Raw genomic sequence first — 21516 nt, forward strand, 5'->3', positions numbered from 1 at the left:
TGTCGATGGAATATTGGCATCTTTCGAGGTTTTAGGCTGATACGGAGATAAGCTCATGATTTTTAACGTACAAAATTTTGGCGCCAAAGGAGATGGCATCACCGACGACACGGCGGCGATACAAAGTGCCATTGATGCAGCGGCCGCCGCGGGTGGGGGGCAGGTGTATATGCCGACCGGAACTTATATCGTTTCGGGAGGTGTAGAACCCTCGGACGGCTGCCTGATGCTCAAGAGCAACGTCTACCTGTACGGCGATGGCATGGGCGCAACCACTGTCAAAGTGGCTGACGGCTCCGACACCAAGATCACGGGGGTCATCCGCTCCGCCTATGGCGAGGAAACCCATGACTTTGGCGTCAGCAACCTCACCATCGACGGCAACCGTGATCACACTACGGGCAAGATCGACGGTTGGTTCAACGGCTACATTCCCGGCCAGGCAGGCTACGACTCCAACGTCACTCTCGACAGCGTCGAGATCAAGGATTGCTCCGGGTACGGTTTCGACCCCCACGAGCAGACCGTCAACATGGTCATCAAGAACAGCGTGTCCCACGGCAATGGCCTGGACGGCTTCGTTGCGGACTTCCTCAGCGACAGCACCTTCGAAAACAACGTCGCTTATGACAATGACCGCCACGGCTTCAATGTCGTTACCAGCACCCACGACTTCACCATGACCAACAACGTCGCCTACGACAACGGCGGCAATGGCATCGTGGTGCAGCGCGGCAGCGAGGACATTCCCTCCCCCAGCAACATCACCATCACCGGTGGCGAGGTGTACGGCAACGGCGCCGAAGGGGTGCTGATCAAAATGTCCAGTGAGGTGACGGTCAGCGGCGTTGATATCCACGACAACACCAGCGCCGGGATCCGCATCTACGGCAGCAACCACGTCGAGATCATCGACAACACGCTCAGCAACAACTCCCTGGGCAACCCCGTACCGGAAATCATCATCCAGTCCTACAACGACACCCTGGGCGTGTCCGGCAAGTACTTCAACGGCAGCGATAACACGATCCAGGGCAACATCATCACCGGCAGCAATCTGTCGACCTACGGTGTTGCAGAGCGCAATGAAGACGGCACCGATCGCAACGCCATCATCGGCAACACCATCAGCCACACCAGCAACGGTGCCACGCTGGTCTATGGCGACGGCAGCTACGTCAGCGCCACGGTGCCGATGACCACCGTGCAAGGTACGGCTGGTAATGACACCCTGCTGGGCGGTGCCGCCAGCGAGATTTTCTACGGCGTTGGCGGCAACGACACCATCAATGGCGGTGCCGGTGGCGACATTCTGGTGGGCGGCGCGGGCATCGACAAACTCACCGGCGGTACCGGTGCCGATACGTTCCGGTTCGTCGCTCAGTCCGACAGTTACCGCAACGCAACTGCAAGCTTCGATGACACCATCACCGACTTCGACGTCACCCAGGACAAGATCGACCTCGCCGGCCTCGGTTTCACCGGCCTGGGCAATGGCCGTGGCGGCACCCTGCAGGTCAGCTACAGCGCCAGCAACGACCGCACCTACATCAAGGACTACGATGCCGACGCCAGCGGCAATCGCTTCGAGTTGATTCTCTCGGGCAACCTGGCCAGCACCCTGACCGCCAGCAATTTCATCTTCAATCGGGTGATCACCGGCACCAGCGGCAGCGACTCGCTTTTGGGTAGCGACTCGGCCGACACCCTGCTCGGCCTGGCGGGCAACGACAGCCTCAGTGGCGGCGCGGGTGACGACAAGCTCGACGGCGGTGCCGGCATGGACTCCCTCACCGGCGGCACTGGCGCGGACATCTTTGCGTTCTCCAATCGCCTGGACAGTTACCGCAACTACAACACCGGCGGTGCCAATCTTAGCGACGTGATCACCGATTTCGATATCACCGCCGACAAGATCGACCTCTCGGCCATTGGATTCACCGGCCTGGGGGATGGCAAGAACAACACCGTGTACGTGGTGCTCAACAGTACCGGCACCAAGACTTACATCAAGTCCCTGACCGCCGACGCCAATGGCAACCGCTTCGAAGTGACACTGGACGGCAACTACCTCAACAAGCTGACCAGTGCCAATTTCGTCTTCGCCACGTCGCCAACGGTCAACCATGCGCCGGTGGTGGCAACGGCGTTGCTGGATCAGAACGCGACCGAAAACACCCCGTTCAACTACGCGGTGCCGTCCACCAGTTTTACCGATCCGGATAACGACAGCCTCAGCTACACCGCGACCCTGGCCGATGGCAGCGCCCTGCCCGCCTGGCTGAGCTTCAATGCCACCAACCTGACCTTCACCGGTACGCCGACCAGCACCGCCTCCGGCAATTACAACGTGCTGGTCAAAGCCACGGACCCGGCCGGTGCATCGGTCAGCGACAGCTTCGCCCTGGCGGTGGCCGATGCGCCCGCCAACACCATCACCGGCACCAACAACGCCGAAACCCTCAATGGCACGGCGGGCGCGGACCTGATCCTCGGCCTCGGTGGCAACGACACCATCAAGGCCGGCACCGGCGCGGACATCGTCGATGGCGGCGCCGGACGTGATTCGATGTACGGTGGCGACGGTGCCGACACCTTCCGCTACACCAACGTACTCGACAGCTATCGCGACTACGACACCGGCGGTGTCACGGCCACCGACACGATTTATGATTTCACCGTTGGCGTCGACAAGATCGATGTTTCGGGCCTTGGCATTCTCGGCCTCGGCGATGGCAGCAATGGCACGTTGTACATGACCCTCAACGCGGCCGGCGACAAGACTTACATCAAATCCGCCGAGACCGACGCCGATGGCAATCGCTTCGAAATCGCCCTCAGCGGCAACTACCTCAACACCCTGACCGCCAGCGATTTCGTGTTCGGCGAGCGCGCCCAGCAGGACATCCTCTACCTGCCCACCCTAGGCCAATCCAACGCACGCCTGCTGCGCATGACGGAGGACGACAATCAATCCGGCACCTCCATGCTGGTCAACGACCTGGACCGCTACACCACCTATGACGTGCGCAGCCAGTTCAACGACGCCGATGGCAACGGCATCGACATCGCGGTGGGCGGCAGCACGGTCACTGGCCTGTCGACACTCAGCGCCGAGGAACTCAAGTTGTGCTGGTGGCTGACCGACACCAACCAACCCGGGCCTGCGTTGTTGCGCGCCGTGACGCTGCTGCGGGACCAGCTCACCGAACTGCAATCCATAGACAACGTCACCATGGGCATCATTTGGGGCCAGGGCGAGGAAGCCGCCCAGGAGATCGGCCGCGCCACGGACAAAGCGGCGGCAGCAGCGGCCTACAAGGCCGCGACCCTGAAGGTGTTTGATTACCTGCATACCCAGTTCGGCAGCTTCAGCGTGTACCTGATGGAAACCGGTCACTACGAGCAGGACGCGGCGCGTATCCGTGGTTATTCGGAGGAGAAGATTGCCTCCATCGTCGAGGGGGTTGGCTATGTCCGCGCCGCCCAGGAAGCCATCGCTGCCGAGCGTGCCGACGTCAAGCTGGCGGTGGACTACACCGACCTCCCCTTGCGCCACGAAGTCGATCCGCAGGCGTATCCCGACGACGTCTGGCACCTGCACGAGGAGTCAGCGGAGATCGTCGGCCAGCGCCTGGCCGACTATATTGCCGGTGACCTCGGCTTCCAGGGCAACCCTAACGACAACAACAGCGTGCAGGACATTTTCGACAACGCTCATAACATGATTTCCGGCACCGACCAGGCCGATACCCTGGTGGGCACTTTGGGCAACGACACGATCGATGGTCACCTGGGCGCCGACACCATGACCGGTGGCGATGGCAACGACATCTATGTGGTCGATAACGCGTCCGACCGCGTCGTGGAAACCAACACCTCGACCTCGCAGATCGATACGGTGCAGGCCTCGGTCAGCTGGACCCTGGGTGCCAATCTCGAGAACCTGGTGCTCACCGGCACGTCGGACATCAACGGTACCGGCAATGAGCGGCAAAATTTCATCACCGGCAATGCCGCCAATAACGTGCTCAATGGTGCTGCAGGGGCCGACAGCATGAGCGGCGGCGATGGCAACGACACCTACTATGTCGACAACGCCGACGACATCGTGATCGAGACCAACAGCAATGCAGTGCCTGGAGGGATCGACAGCGTGCACAGCAGCCTGGCGGCCCATACTCTCGCCAACAACGTCGAGCGTCTGTATATCGATAGCACTGGCGCCGCCAATGGCACGGGCAACGCGCTGGACAACACACTGTTCGCCGGAGCCGGCAACAACGTGCTGGACGGACGCGATGGCAACGACACAGTGTCTTTTGAACGCGCCCTGTCCGGGGTTACCGTAAACCTCTCGACGTCAGCGCAACAAAACACCGTGGGCTCCGGGCTCGACACCTTGAAATTCTTCGAAAACCTGACGGGAAGCGCCTACGCCGACAGTCTGTCGGGCAACAGCGCCGCGAACGTTCTGAACGGTGGTGCGGGCAACGATACGCTGGTGGGTGGTTCGGGCGATGACCGGCTGATCGGTGGTGCTGGCACCGACAACCTCACCGGCGGCACTGGCGCGGACACTTACGCGTTTGGTGCGTTGTCGGACATGGGCGTCGGGGCTTTGCGCGATGTGGTCAACGGTTTCAAGACCACCGAGGGTGATCATCTGGACTTCACCGGCCTGGACGCCAACCCGCTGACCGCCAATATCGACGCCTTCACGTTCATCGGCAGCAACGCCTTCGACCCTGCCAACGCCACCGGCCAACTGCGCTTTGCCGATGGCATTCTCTCCGGCAGTGTCAACGCCGACGCCACCCCCGAGTTCGAATTCGAACTGGTGGGCGTCAAGGAGCTGCACGCCAGCGACTTTACAGCCTGACGTGTGCGAGCCTGCTCGCGATGCGGCGGCACATTCAGCATTGATACAAGCTGACCCACCGCTTTCGCGAGCAAGCCCGCTCCCACAGGGGACTTGCAGTGCCACAAAAATCGAGGACAACCACAGATCAAATGTGGGAGCGGGCTTGCCCGCGAAGGCGTCGGCACAGTCAGCATTGATGCAGGCTGATCCACCGCTTTCGCGAGCAAGCCCGCTCCCACAGGGGATTTGCAGTGCCACAAAAATCGAGGACAACCACAGATCAAATGTGGGAGCGGGCTTGCCCGCGAAGGCGTCGGCACAGTCAGCATTGATGCAGGCTGATCCACCGCTTTCGCGAGCAAGCCCGCTCCCACAGGGGATTTGCAGTGCCACAAAAATCGAGGACAACCACAGATCAAATGTGGGAGCGAGCCTGCTCGCGATGACGGCGGCACATCTAGGACTGATGCAAGCTGAACCACCGCTATCGCGAGCAGGCTCACTCCTACAGGGGATTTACTGTGCCTGAAAAATCGAGGACAACCATAGATCAAATGTGGGAGCGAGCTTGCTCGCGAAGGCGGCACATTCAGCACTGATACAAGCTGACCCACCGCTTTCGCGAGCAAGCCCGCTCCCACAGGGGATTTGCAGTGCCCAAAAATCGAGGACAACCACAGATCAAATGTGGGAGCGGGCTTGCCCGCGAAGGCGTCGGCACAGTCAGCATTGATGCAGGCTGATCCACCGCTTTCGCGAGCAAGCCCGCTCCCACAGGGGATTTGCAGAGCCCAAAAATCGAGGACAGCCACAGATCAAATGTGTGTGGGCCTGCTCGCCACATAGGCATCAGTCTTGAACCTGGTCGCAACCCTACGGCTCAGAACAGGTTCTGCACCTGCTCCAGGACGCCGCGGCTCATCTGGCCGGTGTGGGTGTGCAGGCTGACATAGCTTTGCAGCATGTCGAGTTTGGTGTTGAGCAGGTCTCGGCGGGCCTGGAACACCCGCTGCTGTGCATCAAGAATATCCACCGTGGAACGCACTCCACCCTGAAAGCCTTTTTCCGTCGAGGTCAGGGCCCGCTGATTGGACTCCACCGCCCGCTGCATCGCCTTGCTCTTGGTGAACCCGGCCACGACGCCCAGATAATCGGCTTCGATGTCCTCGGCCAACTGTTGACGCTGCACATCGTAGTCGGACTGGGCACCGGCCAATTGCGCTTCGGCCTTCGCCACCGAGGCGCGTACCGCCCCGCCGCGATACAACGGAATATCCAGCTGCACCCCCACGTAATAGCTGTCCTGGCGCGGATCGAGTTCCTGGTACTGGCGGGTTTCCCGGCGGGTTAGCTGGGTGGTCAGCGACAAGGTCGGATAATGCCCGGCGCGCTGACTGTCGGCTTGCGCCTCGGCAACTTTCACCGCTGCCAGCCGGGCTGCCAGCTCGGGGCTGGCGTCACGGGCAACCGCCGTCCAGTACGGCAAATCCTGCTCCGGCGGGATCGGGCTACCGGCGGCGAGTTCTTCGCGCATCGGCTGGATGTCATCGATGGGCACGCTGGCGCGACCGGACAATGCCCGCAACGCAGCCACGCGGCGGGCCTGGGCTTCAGTCTCCTGGGCTTCGACAAGATCGAGCCGCGCCTGGGCCTCATCAATATCGGTGATCGCACCTTGGCCGCCCTGATAAAGCTTTTTGCTCTGCGTCACCAATCCACTGATGGCAGCCTTTTGCTGGTTGATCAACTTGATCTCGTTTTCAGCCCGAGCGACGTCGAAGTAGCCTTTGGCGACCCGGTCGTACAGGCTCTGGCCGGCAACGTCGAATAGCTGGTTACCCAACTGTCCCCGCGCCTTGCCCTCCTGATACGCCGCCCAGCGCCCCTTGTCATACAGCGGTTGTTGCGCCGCCAGAGTGACGTTGTTTGCCTGGTAATCATTACTGTTGACGTAGCTGCGGTCGTCGCCGCCATCGATACGCCCACCGTAACCGTAGCGCGACGTCAACGACACTTGCGGATAGAGGCCCCCGCGGCCAATCGCCTCCTCCTGCTTCGAAGCATCAAAGGCATGGGTCGCTGATTGCACGGTCGGGTCATTGGCGCGCGAGGCGTCGTACGCCGCGGTCAGGCTCAGGCCTTTTTCGGCGGCCCATACGGGATTGATCGCGGCCCAACTGATATACAAACCCAGCAATGCACGGGAGCGATAGCGACAACGATCGGTCATGCTCATTCCTCTTTGAAGGCTGCAAGCAAGCGTTCACGCAAAGGTTTCATCAGGTAATTCATCAAGGTGCGCTCCCCCGTCACCACCGTGACATCGGCGAGCATGCCGGGGCGCACCAGCAGGCCGGCGGCCTGGAGCGAGGCGACAGTGTCGGCGGGGATTTCGACCTTGGCGGAAAAGTACGGTTGGTGCGTCTGTTCATTGATCAACTGGTCCGCCGACACCGTAGTCACCGTACCGGTGACCGTCGGCGTATCCACCCGTTGCAGCGCGGTGAAATGCACATGCACCGGCAGCCCCGGGCGCAACTTATTGGCCATCAGCGGCTCGAAACGCGCGGTGATCGCCATCGGCGCATCCAGCGGCACCACCTGCATCAGGGTTTGGCCGGCCTGCGCAACGCCCCCGACCGTATGAAGGCTCACGTCCATGACTTGCCCGGACACCGGCGCACGGATCGCACCGTTGTCGACTTCAAACTGCAAGGCACGAATCTGATCGGCATAACCTGCCGCCTCGGCAGAGACCTCGCTGAGCTGGGTTTCGGCATCGCGGCGAAATTCCTGCTGCGCCTGCAAGGCCTTGAGGCGACTTTCGTTGATCGCCTGGCGGGTCCTGCCCACATCGCCCACCCCGGAAGCAATCTGCCCGGCCAATTGGGCTGCGTTGCGCTCGGCCTCGAAAAGTTTATTGCGCGGAACGTAGCCTTCACGGGCCAAATCACGCAGGCCTTCCAGCTCCTGCTGCTGGAAGCGCATCTGCGTGTCGTAGTTGCGCTTGACGCCTTCGTAGCCGAGCAATTGCTGCTGCAATGCCACGGCTTCGTGTTCGATGATCTGCAAGCGGCTGCCCAGCTCTGCGCGGCGAGTCAGAAACAACTGGCTCTGCAAGGCCATGGCGGCCTTGACCCGCGGCTCGTCGGCATGTTCCAGCAGTTCAGCGGGCCATTGGATCTCGGCCGAGCCCAGGCGCTCGGCAATCAACCGCGCTTCGACGCTGCGATCGTTGAGCAACTTGCCCAGCGTCACGTCCCGTTGCGATTGCGCCTGCACCGTATTGAGCTGCACCAGCAACTGCCCCTGGCTGACGCGGTCGCCATCGCTGACCAGCAGCTTTTCCACCACCCCACCGACCAACGACTGCACAGCCTTGCGTTCGCCCGCCACCACCACGGTGCCGCTGCCCACGACACCCTGGTCGAGCGGCGCCAGGCAGGCCCATAGCAGGAAGCCGCCCAGCGTCAGGACCAGGAAACCCACACCATAGCGTGCCGCGCCTCCGGCGTCGGTACTGGCGCAGGGCAATGTTGTGGCGCCGCGCACGCTCAGCCTCTGCTCAGGGGTCAGATCATGCATCTTCGCCAGTCTCCTTGACCGCGGCCGGTCTTGGCCCCGGCATCAATGCCTTGAGCACCTGGTCCCGTGAACCGAATGCTTGTTGAGTGCCGTCCTTGAGCACCAGGATGTAATCGACCACGGCCAGCACATTAGGCCGGTGGGTAATCAGCACCACGGTGCTGCCAGCAGCCTTGATCGCAGTGATGGCCTGCACCAGCGCCAGCTCTCCGGCTTCATCGAGGTTTGAGTTGGGCTCATCGAGCACAATCAGCGACGGGCGCCCATAGAGTGCGCGAGCCAGCCCGAGGCGTTGCTTTTGTCCACCGGACAAGCCAAGCCCGCCGGGGCCCAGAGGTGTGTCGTAACCCTTGGGGAACCTCAGGATCATCTCGTGAATGCCGGCGTGACGCCCGGCGGCGATGATCTTGTCGGCATCCTGCTCGCCGAAGCGGGCAATGTTGTCGGCCACACTGCCGTCGAACAGCTCGATGTCCTGGGGCAGGTATCCAAGGTGCGGGCCCAGGGCGTCGTGGGACCATTGACTGATCTCGGCGTCGTCCAGGCGCACCGACCCGCCCAACGCCGGCCATACCCCGACCATCGCCCTGGCCAGCGTTGATTTACCACTGGCGCTGGGGCCGACGACGGCGAGCACATCACCTTTGGCCAGGCTGAAATTGATGCCACGCAGGATCGGTTGCGAGGCGCCGGGCGGGCCGACATACAACTGCTCCAAACGCACTGCGCCGGTGGGCGGTGGCAAAGGCATGCGCAGGCGCTCGCGCGGATGCTCGGCCAGCAGTTGGCTCAGGCGCTGGTAGCTCTGGCGGCCGGAGTTGAATTGCTTCCACGAGCCAATGGCGATTTCCACGGGTGCCAGGGCACGCCCCAGCAGCAGCGACATCGCAATCATCATGCCCGCCGACAATTGGCCTTCGAGCACCAGCAACGCCCCCAGGCCCAGGGCCAGAGACTGTCCGGAGATGCGCACGAAACGGGTCATCGAAGTGATACGCGCGCCGCGGTCGCTGGCATGGGCCTGGGCAGCAATGATGCGTTGCTGCAGCAGGCTCCAACGCTGGCGCAACGGCCCGAGCATGCCCAGGGCCTGGATGACTTCGGCATTGTGTAACGTGCTGTTTACATAGATCGACGACTGCACGCCCAGACGATTGGCTTCGCCCAAACGCGTGCGAGTCGCCAACTCGCCCCACAGCGCCAGACCGATCAGCACCAGGGCCAGAACCAGCGTCAGCACGCCGAACCAAGGATGAAAGATGAACGCCACCAGCAGGAAAATTGGCAACCACGGCGCATCGAGCAAGGCGATCAGGCCCTGGCCGGTGATCAACTGCCGCAACGTCGCCAGATCGGTGAGCACCTGCGCCGGGTTGGCGTTGTGCTCGCGCAGACTGCGGGCGAAGGCGGCGTCGAAAATCCGCTCGCCCAAGGCATCGTCCAGACCCGCGCTCATGCGAATCATCACCTCACCCCGTACCCACTCGATCAGGGCGCTGAACATGAACAGTCCCAAGGCGATCAAGGTGAGCATGAACAAGGTGGTTTCGTTGCGACTGGTGAGGACCCTGTCGTACACCTGCATCATGTAGAGCGACGGCACCAGCACCAGCAGGTTGATCACCCCGCTGAACAGGGCCAGTGACCAGAACACCCGGCGATAGCTTAATAAAGCGGCATCAATGTCATGACGCGGATCGAGAAGCAAACCCATAGAGTGACGCCCGCAAAAGAAATAGTCGGTCCAAGACGCAATCCATCGCTGGTTTTTTGCCCTAAGGCTTTAGAGAAAACACTAAACGCAACCTGATGTGCCGCTATCAGAGACGATCCTCGTCGCTACAGGCGCCATTTACTGACCGCGCAACCACGGGTTAGTGCCGGTTCGACGGGCGGGGTTTGCATGTGGGTGACGGGCGGGGATGTTGCACAGCAAGTGGACGAGCGCTTCGGCAAGCAGGATGTCGTGTACCTCCATCAAAAAAGCTGCCCCCGACCCCGCCGCCTGAGCCGGCTCAAATTCTGCTGGACGCACTGGAGGTTAAAGCCCGGGCGGTTTTGAGCACCGGTAGTACGTCCTCATCCCGTTGCTCCTCTTCCAAGTAGTCTGAAACTCCCACCCCGCCTGGGAGTATCGGCCGATGCGCAATCCCCGGCGCTTACACATAGTTGCAAGCCATAGCAGTACAAAGTCTACGGTCAGGCCTCGATGGCCTTAGTTGCTCTGGAGAAAATAATGGCTAATCAAAAGAAAAACTCATCGCTAACAAGTAACCAGGCCGATAACACCGGTGCCGATTCGTTACCCATCAGCCATGACGTCAACGCAAGCGACGCCCCCCCATATACTCCGACCGTCACCACCAACCTGAGCGACTACGCGCCTGGCAGCACCGCCACCATTACGGCCAGCGGCTTCGCCGCCGGCAGCACAGTGAAGCTCGATGTGGAACACGCCACCGGCGCCGGCGCGGATAACCTATGGGGCACGCCCGACGACGTGCTCGATACCGACACCGGCGAGGGACACGAGCCCTGGTACGTGACCGACGGCGGTGCCGGCGATCTTGACGGCCAAGTCAACGGCAGCGTCACGACCTCGTGGTACGTGAATCCAGACGACTCGGCTGGTGCGACGTTTCTGCTCACCGCAACCTCTTCGGGTGACGATCGTGTGTTCGGTACGAGTGACGACACAGTGGCGACAACGTCATTTACGGACAGCGGTCTGAGCGTCGTGGCCACCAGCGCGAACGTTACGCTGGACGAAACGGCCGGGTTGCAGAACGCCGCCGCCACGCCAAGCCCTGCGGGAGACGCTGACGACAACGACATTCTGGTGACCTCCCTGCCCTCGACCTTCTCTACCCGTTTGACTGCACTGGGTGCCGGTACCGCAACGGGTGCAGCGTTGAGTGGCTATACCGGTGCCGTGGGCAACACGGGCAGCAATGCGTTCACCGTCACCGCTGACCCCGGAGCCAGCATTACCAATATCAGCTTCGTCGACAGCGCTGGTGCACCGCTCAATGGCCTGGACAGTGGACTGGATACCCTCAATGGCACCAGCATCTTGCTCTATACGGATGCGAACAACGACAACATCGTTCTGGGCCGAGCCGGTGGCTCGACCGGCGCGATCGTGTTCGCGGCCTATATCGAAGAAACCGGATCGCCGGTTTCGGGCGGCAAGATCTGGACCGTGGAGTATCAACCGCTTAAGCATCCAGATACTTCGAACGCCGATGACTCGCTCAATCTGCTGAATAAGGTGTTCATCGGAGCCAGCCAGGACCTGGAGTTCAGTCTGGCCAATGCGCCCTCCGGTCAGAACCTCTTCCTGATGTTCACGAAAGCGAACCCGACAGTTGTCGACGACGGTGGTGTCTTGCGGATCACGGACCCTTCCATCATCGCCACCGGCAAGGACCCCGCAAACCAGTCCACTGGCGTCAATATATCGACTGGCGACACGATCAATACCAGCCAGGCGGGTGGTCCGACCACCTTCGGCACCAACAGCCAGATGATTACGGAACAGGAAGGCATCCGTTATTCGTTCGTCACCGGTGCCAGGCAGGATCTGACCATTCCCAACCTGGATCAGACCGAAGCAGATGTTGAAGCCAATATCGACTTTACCGGCGTTTTCAATGCGAAGTCGGCCAATTTCGACGTCGTGCAGTTGCAAAGCGGCAAGAGTGCTGTGGTAAAAATCAGCGCATTCAGCACCGCTGCTGAATCTGGCGTGAATTTCATCGACGGCTATGCGAACGATACGTCAATTGCCATCACCAATGTTCGCGTCTTCAATAGCGCCGGGGTGGTGATCGAGAATTCAAACGGATCGGTGAATGATCCGGCCATTGGTATCACCTTATCCGGTGGGGTTGCTACCATCACCGGCGTTTTGGCCGGGTACCAGATTGAATACACCACAGCGTCAGATCACAACCGCGTGCTCGTCGAGAACGGGGCAGCCCTCGACGCCAAGGGTAATAACCACGCCGATTTTGATGTGGGTGGCTTCACATTGGTTCAAGCCTCTATTTCGAAAACTGAAATCGGCTCCAAGATGCTGTTCGAGGACGACGGGCCGAGCATCAGCACCACCGGCACCGAGCCGACGCTGACAGTGGACGAGACAGTCCTGGCGACCAATGCCACCCAGAACTTTGCCGCCAACTTCACCTCGGCGTTTGGCGCCGATGGGGCCGGCACGCTGACCTATGCGCTCGGCGTGGTGGCGGGTGCCTCCGGGCTGGTGGACACGGCCACGAATGAGGCAGTGAACCTGTCGCTCAACGGCACAGTGGTGGAAGGCCGTACGGCCACGACCAACCTGTTGGTGTTCACGGTCAGCGTGGCCGCCAATGGCGACGTCACGCTCGACCAGATACGGGCGGTGGTGCATCCCGATGCCAGCAATCCCGATGATTCGAAGAGCCTGACGGCGGACAACCTGGTGACGCTGACGGCGACCAAGACCGATGGGGATGGCGACAGCGCCCAGGCGGCCCTCAACATCGGCCAGAACCTGGTGTTCAAGGACGACGGACCGAGCGTCAGCACCACCGGCACCGAGCCGACACTGACGGTGGACGAGACCGTCCTGGCGACCAACGCCACGCAGAACTTTGCCGCCAACTTCAACTCATCGTTTGGCGCCGATGGGGCCGGCACGCTGACCTATGCACTGGGCGTGGTGGCGGGTGCCTCCGGGCTGGTGGACACGGCCACGAATGAGGCAGTGAACCTGTCGCTCAACGGCACAGTGGTGGAAGGCCGTACGGCCACGACCAACCTGCTGGTGTTCACGGTCAGCGTGGCCGCCAATGGCGACGTCACGCTCGACCAGCTCCGCGCGGTGGTGCATCCCAACACCACCAATCCCGATGATTCGAAGAGCCTGACGGCGGACAATCTGGTAACGCTGACAGCGACCATAACCGACAAGGACGGCGACAGTGCCCATGCCGCCCTCAACATCGGGTCGAACCTGGTGTTCAAGGACGACGGGCCAAGCATCAGCACCACTGGCACCGAGCCAACGCTGACGGTGGACGAGACCGTCCTGGCGACCAACGACACCAAGAACTTTGCCGCCAACTTCAGCTCGGCGTTTGGCGCTGATGGCGCCGGCACGCTGACCTATGCACTGGGCGTGGTGACGGGTGCCTCCGGGCTGGTGGACACGGCCTCGGGCCAGGCGGTGAACCTGTCACTCAACGGTGGCGTGGTGGAAGGCCGCACGGCCTCCTCCAACCTGCTGGTGTTCACGGCCACCGTGGCCGCCAATGGCGACGTCACGCTCGACCAGCTCCGCGCGGTGGTCCATCCCGACGCCAGCAATCCCGATGATTCGAAGACTCTGTCGGCGGACAATCTGATAACGCTGACGGCAACCAAGACCGATAGAGACGGTGACAGCGCCCAGGCGACGCTCAACATCGGCCAGAACCTGGTGTTCGAGGACGATGGCCCATCACTTGCGTTCGGCAACCTGATCGGCACCGGTAGCGTCCTGCCGCAATACGGGTTCTGGGATAATTCGGCCGGCGCCGACGGGTTGGGTGCGGCTGGTCTGGATATCTCGGTGAATAGCCAGTTCACCCTCGTAAGGCCGGACAACACGACCACCACCGGGACCGCCACGCTCACCGAGCAGTCGCCCTCTCCGGATGGCAACGGCGCGTACCACTTCGCAGGGCAGTTGACCGGCGATTTCGACAACAATACCTCCACGGCGAATACCAGCGTCGACTACACGCTGACAGCCTACGCCAATGGCAGCTATACCCTGGATCTGGTGCAAGGCTTCAGTTCGACGATCGTGCTCAGCACTGCCCAGGGCTCGCTCGGCGCCGGCGGTCCTGACGCCGTCCGCACATTGTTGATCCCGACGCAGAATCCGCCGACTATTCCTTCGCCATCTGAGGAAATTGTCTTTTTTGGTGTAAACGCAACCACTACCTCAAGCTCCATATTTAGCGCCATCGAGGTGGGAGAGCACGACCTCACCGAAGCGCAGATAGAAGCTGGCGGGTTTGCATTCATCGGCGCCGCGAACATGAACGTCAGCACGTCCGGTATCGGTATTGGCAACAACAACCTGGATGGAAACGGGACGGCAGGCATTAATGCCGGTGACGAGAGTTTTGTCATTAACCCCGAGACGTTGTTGACGGGTCTGAAAGTGTTCATCGACAACTCAGTGGGCGGTTACACCCCGGCAACCGAGGAGCTGTACTACACGATCTTCTACCAGGACGGCACGACTTCAGGTCAACCGACGAAAGTTCTTTCTGCTGACCTGACTTCGGAGGCTGGAGGACAGGCGTCCTTCCTTATCGAGAGAGAGGGCTCGAAGCTCATTGACGCTGTTCAGCTCACGATGGGCCTGGGCGTGGTCAAGATCCCGGTCATCCAGTTCATGCAGGAAACCGAGAACCTGGCCAGCGATGTCAAGCTGACGTTCAACGCGACGCTGACGGACAAGGATGGGGACTCGGCATCAAGTTCGTTTGACGCCAACCTGTTCGCCAATGACGCGGCCAACGCCCTCTTCGACTTCACGCTGGTGGGCACGGGTGGTGAACGGGATGCCTTCAACGTCGATTTGTCATTCGCTGAGAACCAATACCAGGTTACCGGCTTCGATGCGGGCGCCAACCTGCGAGACACCCTGGTGCTCAACGGCGATCAGACTGCCGGTGTCCAGATCGACAACAGCGGCACAGACAGCATCGTGACGGTTGCCGAAACGGGCGGAGATGTCACGACCATCACTTTGGTCGGGGTTCATCTTCTGATTAGCGACATTGTTTATGGCAGCGCCTGAGAAGCGCGCGTAAGCGGATGCGAGGGTGGTGCAAACCACCCTCGCTTTTTTTGCACTTCCAATAGGCGATCCGCACGGATCGCTTCAACCTGCTCATCCTGCGGCAGGCCATCGACAGGGACGACTAGGCTGAAACTCCCATCCCGTTTGGGAGAATCGGCCGATGCGCAATCTCCAGCGCTTATCCATAGTTGCGGCCAATGGTCAACGGTCAGGCCTCGATGACCGCAATTGTTCTGGAGAAAGATCATGGCTATTGGAATCACCGGCGTGAACGTTTCACTGGACGAAACGGCCGGATTGCAGAACGCCACCGCCACGCCAACCCCACCGGGAGACGCTGACGACAACGACATTCTGGTGGCGTCCCTGCCCTCGGACTTCTCTACCCGTTTGACCGCACTTGCGGCAGGTACCGCAACGGGTGCGGCCTTGAGTGGCTACACCGGCGCCGTGGGCGATACTGGCAGCAATGCATTCACTCTCACCGATGCTTCCGGCATTACCGATATCAGTTTCGTCGACAGCGCTGGCGCACCGCTTGATGGCGTGGACAGTGGACTGTTTACCCTCGATGGCACCAGCATCCTTCTCTATACCGATACAGAGAACAACAATATCGTTCTAGGCCGTGCCGGGAGCGCAACTGGCGCGATCGTGTTCGCGGCCTACATTGAAGAAACCGGATCGCCGGTTTCGGGCGGCAAGATCTGGACCGTGGAGTACCAACCGCTCCAGCATCCAGATGCTACGAACCCCGATGATTCGCTCAATCTGCTGGATAAGGTATTCGTCGGAACCAGTCAGGACCTGGAATTCAGTCTGGCCGGTGCGCCCTCCGGTCAGAACCTGTTCCTGATGTTCACGACGGAGAACCCGACAGTTGTCGATGTCGGTGGTGTTTTGCGGATCACGGATCCCACCATCATTGCCACCGGCAAGGACCCGGCGAATCAGTCAACTGGCGTTAATATAACGACTGGCGACACGATCAATACCAGCCAGGCGGGTGGCCCGACCACCTTCGGCACCAACAGCCAGATGATTACGGAACAGGAAGGCATCCGTTTTTCGTTCGTCACCGGTGCCAGGCAGGATGTGACCATTCCTAACCTGGATCAGAACGAAGCCGATGTTGAAGCCAACATCGACTTTACCGACGTCGTCAATGCGAAGAAGGCCAATTTCGACATCGTGCAGTTGCAAAGCGGCAAGAGTGCTGTGGTAAAAATCAGCGCATTCAGCACCACTGCTGAATCTGGCGTGAATTTCATCGACGGCTATACGAACGATACGACGGTCGCTATTACCAATGTGGTCGTCACCAACATCAGCACTGGGCTGGTGGTCGAGAATTCAGACGGATCAGTGAATGATCCCGCTATTACCATCAGTTTTGATGTTAATGGGGTTGCAACCATCACCGGCGTTAAAGCCGGCTACCAGATTGAATACACCACAACGGCTGATCACAACCGCGTCCTCATCGAGAACGGAGCGGCCCTCGATGCCAAGGGCAATACCCACGCCGATTTTGACATCGGTGGTTTCACACTGCTCCAAACCGCTGTTACGACCGCCGAAATCGGCTCCAAGATGATCTTCGAAGATGACGGCCCTGCACTCGCCTTTGGCAACCTGATCGGCACCGGTAGCGTTCTGCCACAAATCGGGTACTGGAGTCATTCGGCCGGCGCCGACGGACTGGATGCGAACGGTCTGGATATCTCGTTGGTGAATGACCAGTTCACCCTCGTCAGGCCAGACAACACGACCACCACCGGGACCGGCACGCTCACCGAGCAGTCACCCTCACCGGACGGCAATGGCGCGTACCATTTTGCAGGGACGTTGACCGGTGATTTCGACAACAACGCCGCAACCGCGGATACCAGCGTCGACTACACGCTGACCGCCTATGCCAATGGCAGCTATACACTGGATCTGGTGCAAGGCTTCAGTTCGACGGTCGTGCTCAGCACTGCCGATGGCTCTCTCGCTGCCGGCGGTCCGGACCCAGTGCGCACCTTGTTAATTCCGAAGACGAATGACCCGACTATTCCTTCGGCTTCCGAGGAGGTTGTGTTCTTTTCCGCGAAGGCGCTTGCGTCGACTTCGGACATCCTGACCGGTATTGGGCTTGGAGCATCCGACCCCACCGAAGCCCAGCTACAAACCAACCCCCTGCCCTCGTACATCGACCCCAGGGCCATGAACGTCAGCACGTCCGGTATCGGCGTCGCCAATAACGTCCTCCAGGGAGACAATCTGGTGGCAATCGGCGCTACCGATGAAAGTTTCGTCATCAATCCCGAGACCCTGCTGACGGGAATGAAGGTTTTCATCGACAACTCCGTGGCGGGTTACAACACAGCGACCGAGGACCTGTACTACAGGATCTACTACGAGGACGGCTCGACTTCGAACCTCACCGAGGTGAATACCCTGACTCCAGAGGCAGGCGGACAGGTGTCCTTCCTCATTGAGCAAGAAGGCTCGCTGCTGATCGACGCTGTTCAGCTCACGATGGGCCGAGGCGACATCAAGATCCCGGTGATCCAGTTCATTCAGGAGACCGAGAGCCTGGCCAGCGATATCCAGCTGTCGTTCAACGCGACGGTAACGGACAGGGATGGGGACTCGGCGACGAGTACGTTCGACGCCAACCTGTTCGCCAACGACTTGACCGGCACCTTCGACTACACGCTGGTAGGCACGGGCGGTGAGCGGGATGCCTTCAACGTCGACTTGTCATTCACCGAGAACCAGTACCAGGTCACCGGCTTCGATGCAGATGCAAATCTGCGAGACACGCTGGTGCTCAACGGTGATCAGAACGCCGGTGTCCAGATCGACACAAGCGGCGCAGACAGCATCGTGACGGTTACCGAAACGGGCGGACAGGTCACGACCATCACCTTGGTGGGGGTCGATCTTCTGACTAGCGACATCGTTATTGGCAGCGTCTGAGGCGTCGCGCGTGTGAAAGGATGCGAGGGTGGCACAAACCACCCTCGCATTTTTGCAGTTCCAATAGGACATCCCCACGCTCGCATCAACCTGGGCACCCTGCGACAAACTACCGACGAGGACACTAGGCCGAAACTCCCACCCCGTTTGGGAGTATCGGCCAATGTGCAATTCCGGGCGCTTGGTCATAGTTGTAGAGGTCAATGGTCAGACCTCAATGACCGCAATTGCTCGGGAGAACAATCATGGCTATTGCAATCACCGGCGAGGACGTTGTACTGGACGAGACGGCCGGGTTACAGAACGCCACCGCCACGCCAACCCCTGCAGGAGACGCTGACGACAACGACATTCTGGTGGCATCCCTGCCCGCATCCTTTTCTACCCGCTTGACCGCACTTGGAGCCGGTACCGCAACGGGTGCGGCCCTGAGTGGCTATACCGGTGCCGCGGGCAACACGGGCACCAATGCGTTCACCTTCACCGGCGGAGGAAGCATTACCGATATCCGCTTCGTCGACAGCGCTGGCGCCCCCCTCAATGGCGTTGACAGCGGACTGGACACCCTTGATGGCACCAGCATCTTTCTCTATACGGACACGAACAACAACATCCTTCTGGGCCGAGCCGGGGGCGCAGATGGCGCGATCGTGTTCGCGGCCTACATTGAAGAAACCGGATCGCCGGTCACCGGCGGCAAGATCTGGACCGTGGAGTACCAACCGCTCAAGCATCCAGATGCTACTAACCCGGATGATTCGCTCAATCTGTTGGATAAGGTTTTCATCGGCGCCACTCAGGACCTGGATTTCAGTCTGGCCAATGCCCCCTCCGGTCAGAACCTGTTCCTGATGTTCACGAAATTGAACCCGGCAACTGAAACTATCAATGGTGTCGTGCGGATCACGGATCCCACCATCATTGCCACCGGCAAGGACCCCGCGGACCAGTCAAGCGGTGCCAAAATAAACACTGGCGATACGATCAATACCAGCCATGGGGGTGGCCCGACCACCATCGGCACCAACAACCAGATGATTGTGGAACAGGAAGGCATCCGCTTTTCGTTTGTCACGGGCGCCAGGCAGGATGTGACCGTTCCCCACCTTAGTCAGACCGAAGCAGATGTTGAGTCCAACATCGACTTTACCGCTGTCTACAATACGACCTCGGCCAATTTCGACGTCGTGCAACTGCAAAGCGGCAAGAGTGCTGTAGTAAAAATCAGCGCATTCAGCACTGCTGCTGAACCTGGCGTGAATTTCATCAACGGCTATGCGAACGATACGCCGGTTGCCATCACCAACGTTCGCGTCATCAACAACAGCACCGGGCTGGTGATCGAGAATTCAGACGGAACAGTGAATGATCCGGCGATTACCATCAGCTTTTCTGCTGCCGGGGTTGCAACCATCACCGGCGTTAAAGCCGGCTACCAGATTGAATACACCACAACGGCTGATCACAACCGCGTACTCATCGAGAACGGGGCGGCCGTCGACGCCAGGGGCAATGACCATGCCGATTTTGATATCGGCGGCTTCACGCTGACAAAGGCTTCTACTTCGATCGCCGAAATCGGCTCCAAGATGGTATTCGAGGACGACGGCCCGAGCATCAGCGCCACCGGTACGGAACCAACGTTAACGGTAGACGAAACGGTGCTGACAACCGACGCCACCCAGAGCTTTACCGCCAACTTCAGCTCGGCGTTTGGCGCTGATGGCGCCGGCACGCTGACCTATGCCTTGGGCATGACGGCCGGAGCTTCCGGGCTGACCGACACGGCCACCGGCGAGGCAGTCAACCTGTCGCTCAACGGCGCCGTGGTCGAAGGTCGCACGGCCACCACCAACCTGCTGGTGTTCACGGTCAGCGTCGCCGCCAACGGTGACGTCACCCTCGACCAGCTGCGCGCCGTGGTGCATCCCGATGCCACCAATCCCGATGACGCGACGAGCCTGTCGGCGGACAACCTGGTCACCCTGACGGCAACCATCACCGACAAGGACGGTGACAGTGCCCAGGCGACCCTCAACATCGGGCAGAACCTGGTGTTCGAGGACGACGGCCCGAGCATCAGCACCACCGGCACCGCGCCCATACTGACGGTAGACGAAACGGTACTGGCGACCGACGCCACCCAGAGCTTTACCGCCAACTTCAGCTCGGCGTTTGGCGCTGATGGCGCCGGCACGCTGACCTATGCACTGGGCATGACGGCCGGAGCTTCCGGGCTGACCGACACGGCCACCGGCGAAGCGGTCAACCTGTCGCTCAACGGCGGTGTAGTCGAAGGCCGCACGGCCACCACCAACCTGCTGGTGTTCACGGTCAGCGTCGCCGCCAATGGCGACGTCACCCTCGACCAGCTGCGCGCCGTGGTGCATCCCGATGCGACCAATCCCGATGATGCGACGAGCCTGTCGGCGGACAACCTGGTCACCCTGACAGCGACCATCACCGACAAGGACGGCGACAGTGCCCAGGCGACCCTCAACATCGGCCAGAACCTGGTGTTCGAGGACGACGGCCCGAGCATCAGCACCACCGGCACCGAGCCCATACTGACGGTAGACGAAACGGTGCTGACAACCGACGCCACCCAGAGCTTTACCGCCAACTTCAGCTCGGCGTTTGGTGCTGATGGCGCCGGCACCCTGACCTATGCGCTGGGCATGACGGCCGGAGCTTCGGGGCTGACCGACACGGCCACCGGCGAGGCGGTCAACCTGTCGCTCAACGGCGGTGTAGTCGAAGGCCGTACGGCCACCACCAACTTGCTGGTGTTCACGGTCAGCGTCGCCGCCAATGGTGACGTCACCCTCGACCAGCTGCGCGCTGTGGTGCATCCCGATGCCACCAATCCCGATGACGCGACGACGCTGTCGGCGGACAACCTGGTCACCCTGACGGCAACCATCACCGACAAGGACGGCGACAGTGCCCAGGCGACCCTCAACATCGGCCAGAACCTGGTGTTCGAGGACGATGGGCCAAGCATCAGCACCACCGGCACCGAGCCAATATTGACGGTAGACGAAACGGTGCTGACAACCGACGCCACCCAGAGCTTTACCGCCAACTTCAGCTCGGCGTTTGGTGCTGATGGCGCCGGCACCCTGACCTATGCGCTGGGCATGACGGCCGGCCCTTCCGGGCTGACCGACACGGCCACCGGCGAGGCGGTGAACCTGTCGCTCAACGGCGGTGTAGTCGAAGGCCGCACGGCCACCACCAACCTGCTGGTGTTCAC

7 protein-coding genes are annotated in these 21516 nt (G+C 60.7%); 4 read left to right on the forward strand and 3 right to left on the reverse strand.

Translation table 11 applies throughout. The annotated features are described in order from the left end of the window. Positions 1 to 55 precede the first annotated feature (55 nt). Positions 56 to 4882, forward strand: coding sequence for a glycosyl hydrolase family 28-related protein (locus DFS28_RS23585; protein ID WP_111451664.1), 4827 nt, complete (start codon positions 56 to 58; stop codon positions 4880 to 4882). A gap of 862 nt (positions 4883 to 5744) precedes the next feature. On the opposite strand, the gene DFS28_RS23595 is transcribed toward DFS28_RS23585, so the two are convergent. From DFS28_RS23595 to DFS28_RS23605, 3 genes are read right to left on the reverse strand one after another with little or no spacing between them, the layout of a single operon-like run. Beyond that, on the reverse strand, positions 5745 to 7094 hold the full coding sequence (locus tag DFS28_RS23595) for a TolC family outer membrane protein (protein WP_111451666.1): 1350 nt from the start codon (positions 7092 to 7094) through the stop codon (positions 5745 to 5747). 2 nt (positions 7095 to 7096) lie between these two features. Next, positions 7097 to 8449, reverse strand: a complete 1353-nt coding sequence (locus DFS28_RS23600; RefSeq protein WP_111451667.1) for an HlyD family type I secretion periplasmic adaptor subunit — start codon at positions 8447 to 8449, stop codon at positions 7097 to 7099. Next, positions 8442 to 10163: a type I secretion system permease/ATPase gene (locus DFS28_RS23605; RefSeq protein WP_111451668.1), complete on the reverse strand. Its 1722-nt coding sequence runs from the start codon at positions 10161 to 10163 to the stop codon at positions 8442 to 8444. Before DFS28_RS23605 ends, DFS28_RS23600 begins: the two co-directional genes overlap by 8 nt. A 522-nt stretch (positions 10164 to 10685) precedes the next feature. Here DFS28_RS23605 and DFS28_RS23610 point away from each other — a divergent pair. From DFS28_RS23610 to DFS28_RS23620, 3 genes are all read left to right on the forward strand, one after another. After that, positions 10686 to 15290, forward strand: a complete 4605-nt coding sequence (locus DFS28_RS23610; RefSeq protein WP_111451669.1) for a DUF5801 repeats-in-toxin domain-containing protein — start codon at positions 10686 to 10688, stop codon at positions 15288 to 15290. A gap of 249 nt (positions 15291 to 15539) precedes the next feature. Next, a complete protein-coding gene (locus tag DFS28_RS23615) occupies positions 15540 to 18260 on the forward strand; it encodes a DUF5801 repeats-in-toxin domain-containing protein (protein ID WP_111451670.1) in 2721 nt (906 codons plus the stop codon). Positions 18261 to 18505: 245 nt separating this feature from the next. Next, positions 18506 to 21516 (forward strand): DUF5801 repeats-in-toxin domain-containing protein (locus tag DFS28_RS23620; protein ID WP_256596901.1); only part of this gene is annotated, 3011 nt, incomplete at its 3' end.

Source organism: Pseudomonas sp. 478, assembly GCF_003254125.1.
Lineage (GTDB): Bacteria > Pseudomonadota > Gammaproteobacteria > Pseudomonadales > Pseudomonadaceae > Aquipseudomonas.

Coding starts and splice junctions, on each gene's coding strand:
- DFS28_RS23585 (WP_111451664.1), top strand. CDS start 56: ATGATTTTTAACGTACAAAATTTTGGCGCCAAAGGAGATGGCATCACC.
- DFS28_RS23595 (WP_111451666.1), bottom strand. CDS start 7,094: ATGACCGATCGTTGTCGCTATCGCTCCCGTGCATTGCTGGGTTTGTAT.
- DFS28_RS23600 (WP_111451667.1), bottom strand. CDS start 8,449: ATGCATGATCTGACCCCTGAGCAGAGGCTGAGCGTGCGCGGCGCCACA.
- DFS28_RS23605 (WP_111451668.1), bottom strand. CDS start 10,163: ATGGGTTTGCTTCTCGATCCGCGTCATGACATTGATGCCGCTTTATTA.
- DFS28_RS23610 (WP_111451669.1), top strand. CDS start 10,686: ATGGCTAATCAAAAGAAAAACTCATCGCTAACAAGTAACCAGGCCGAT.
- DFS28_RS23615 (WP_111451670.1), top strand. CDS start 15,540: ATGGCTATTGGAATCACCGGCGTGAACGTTTCACTGGACGAAACGGCC.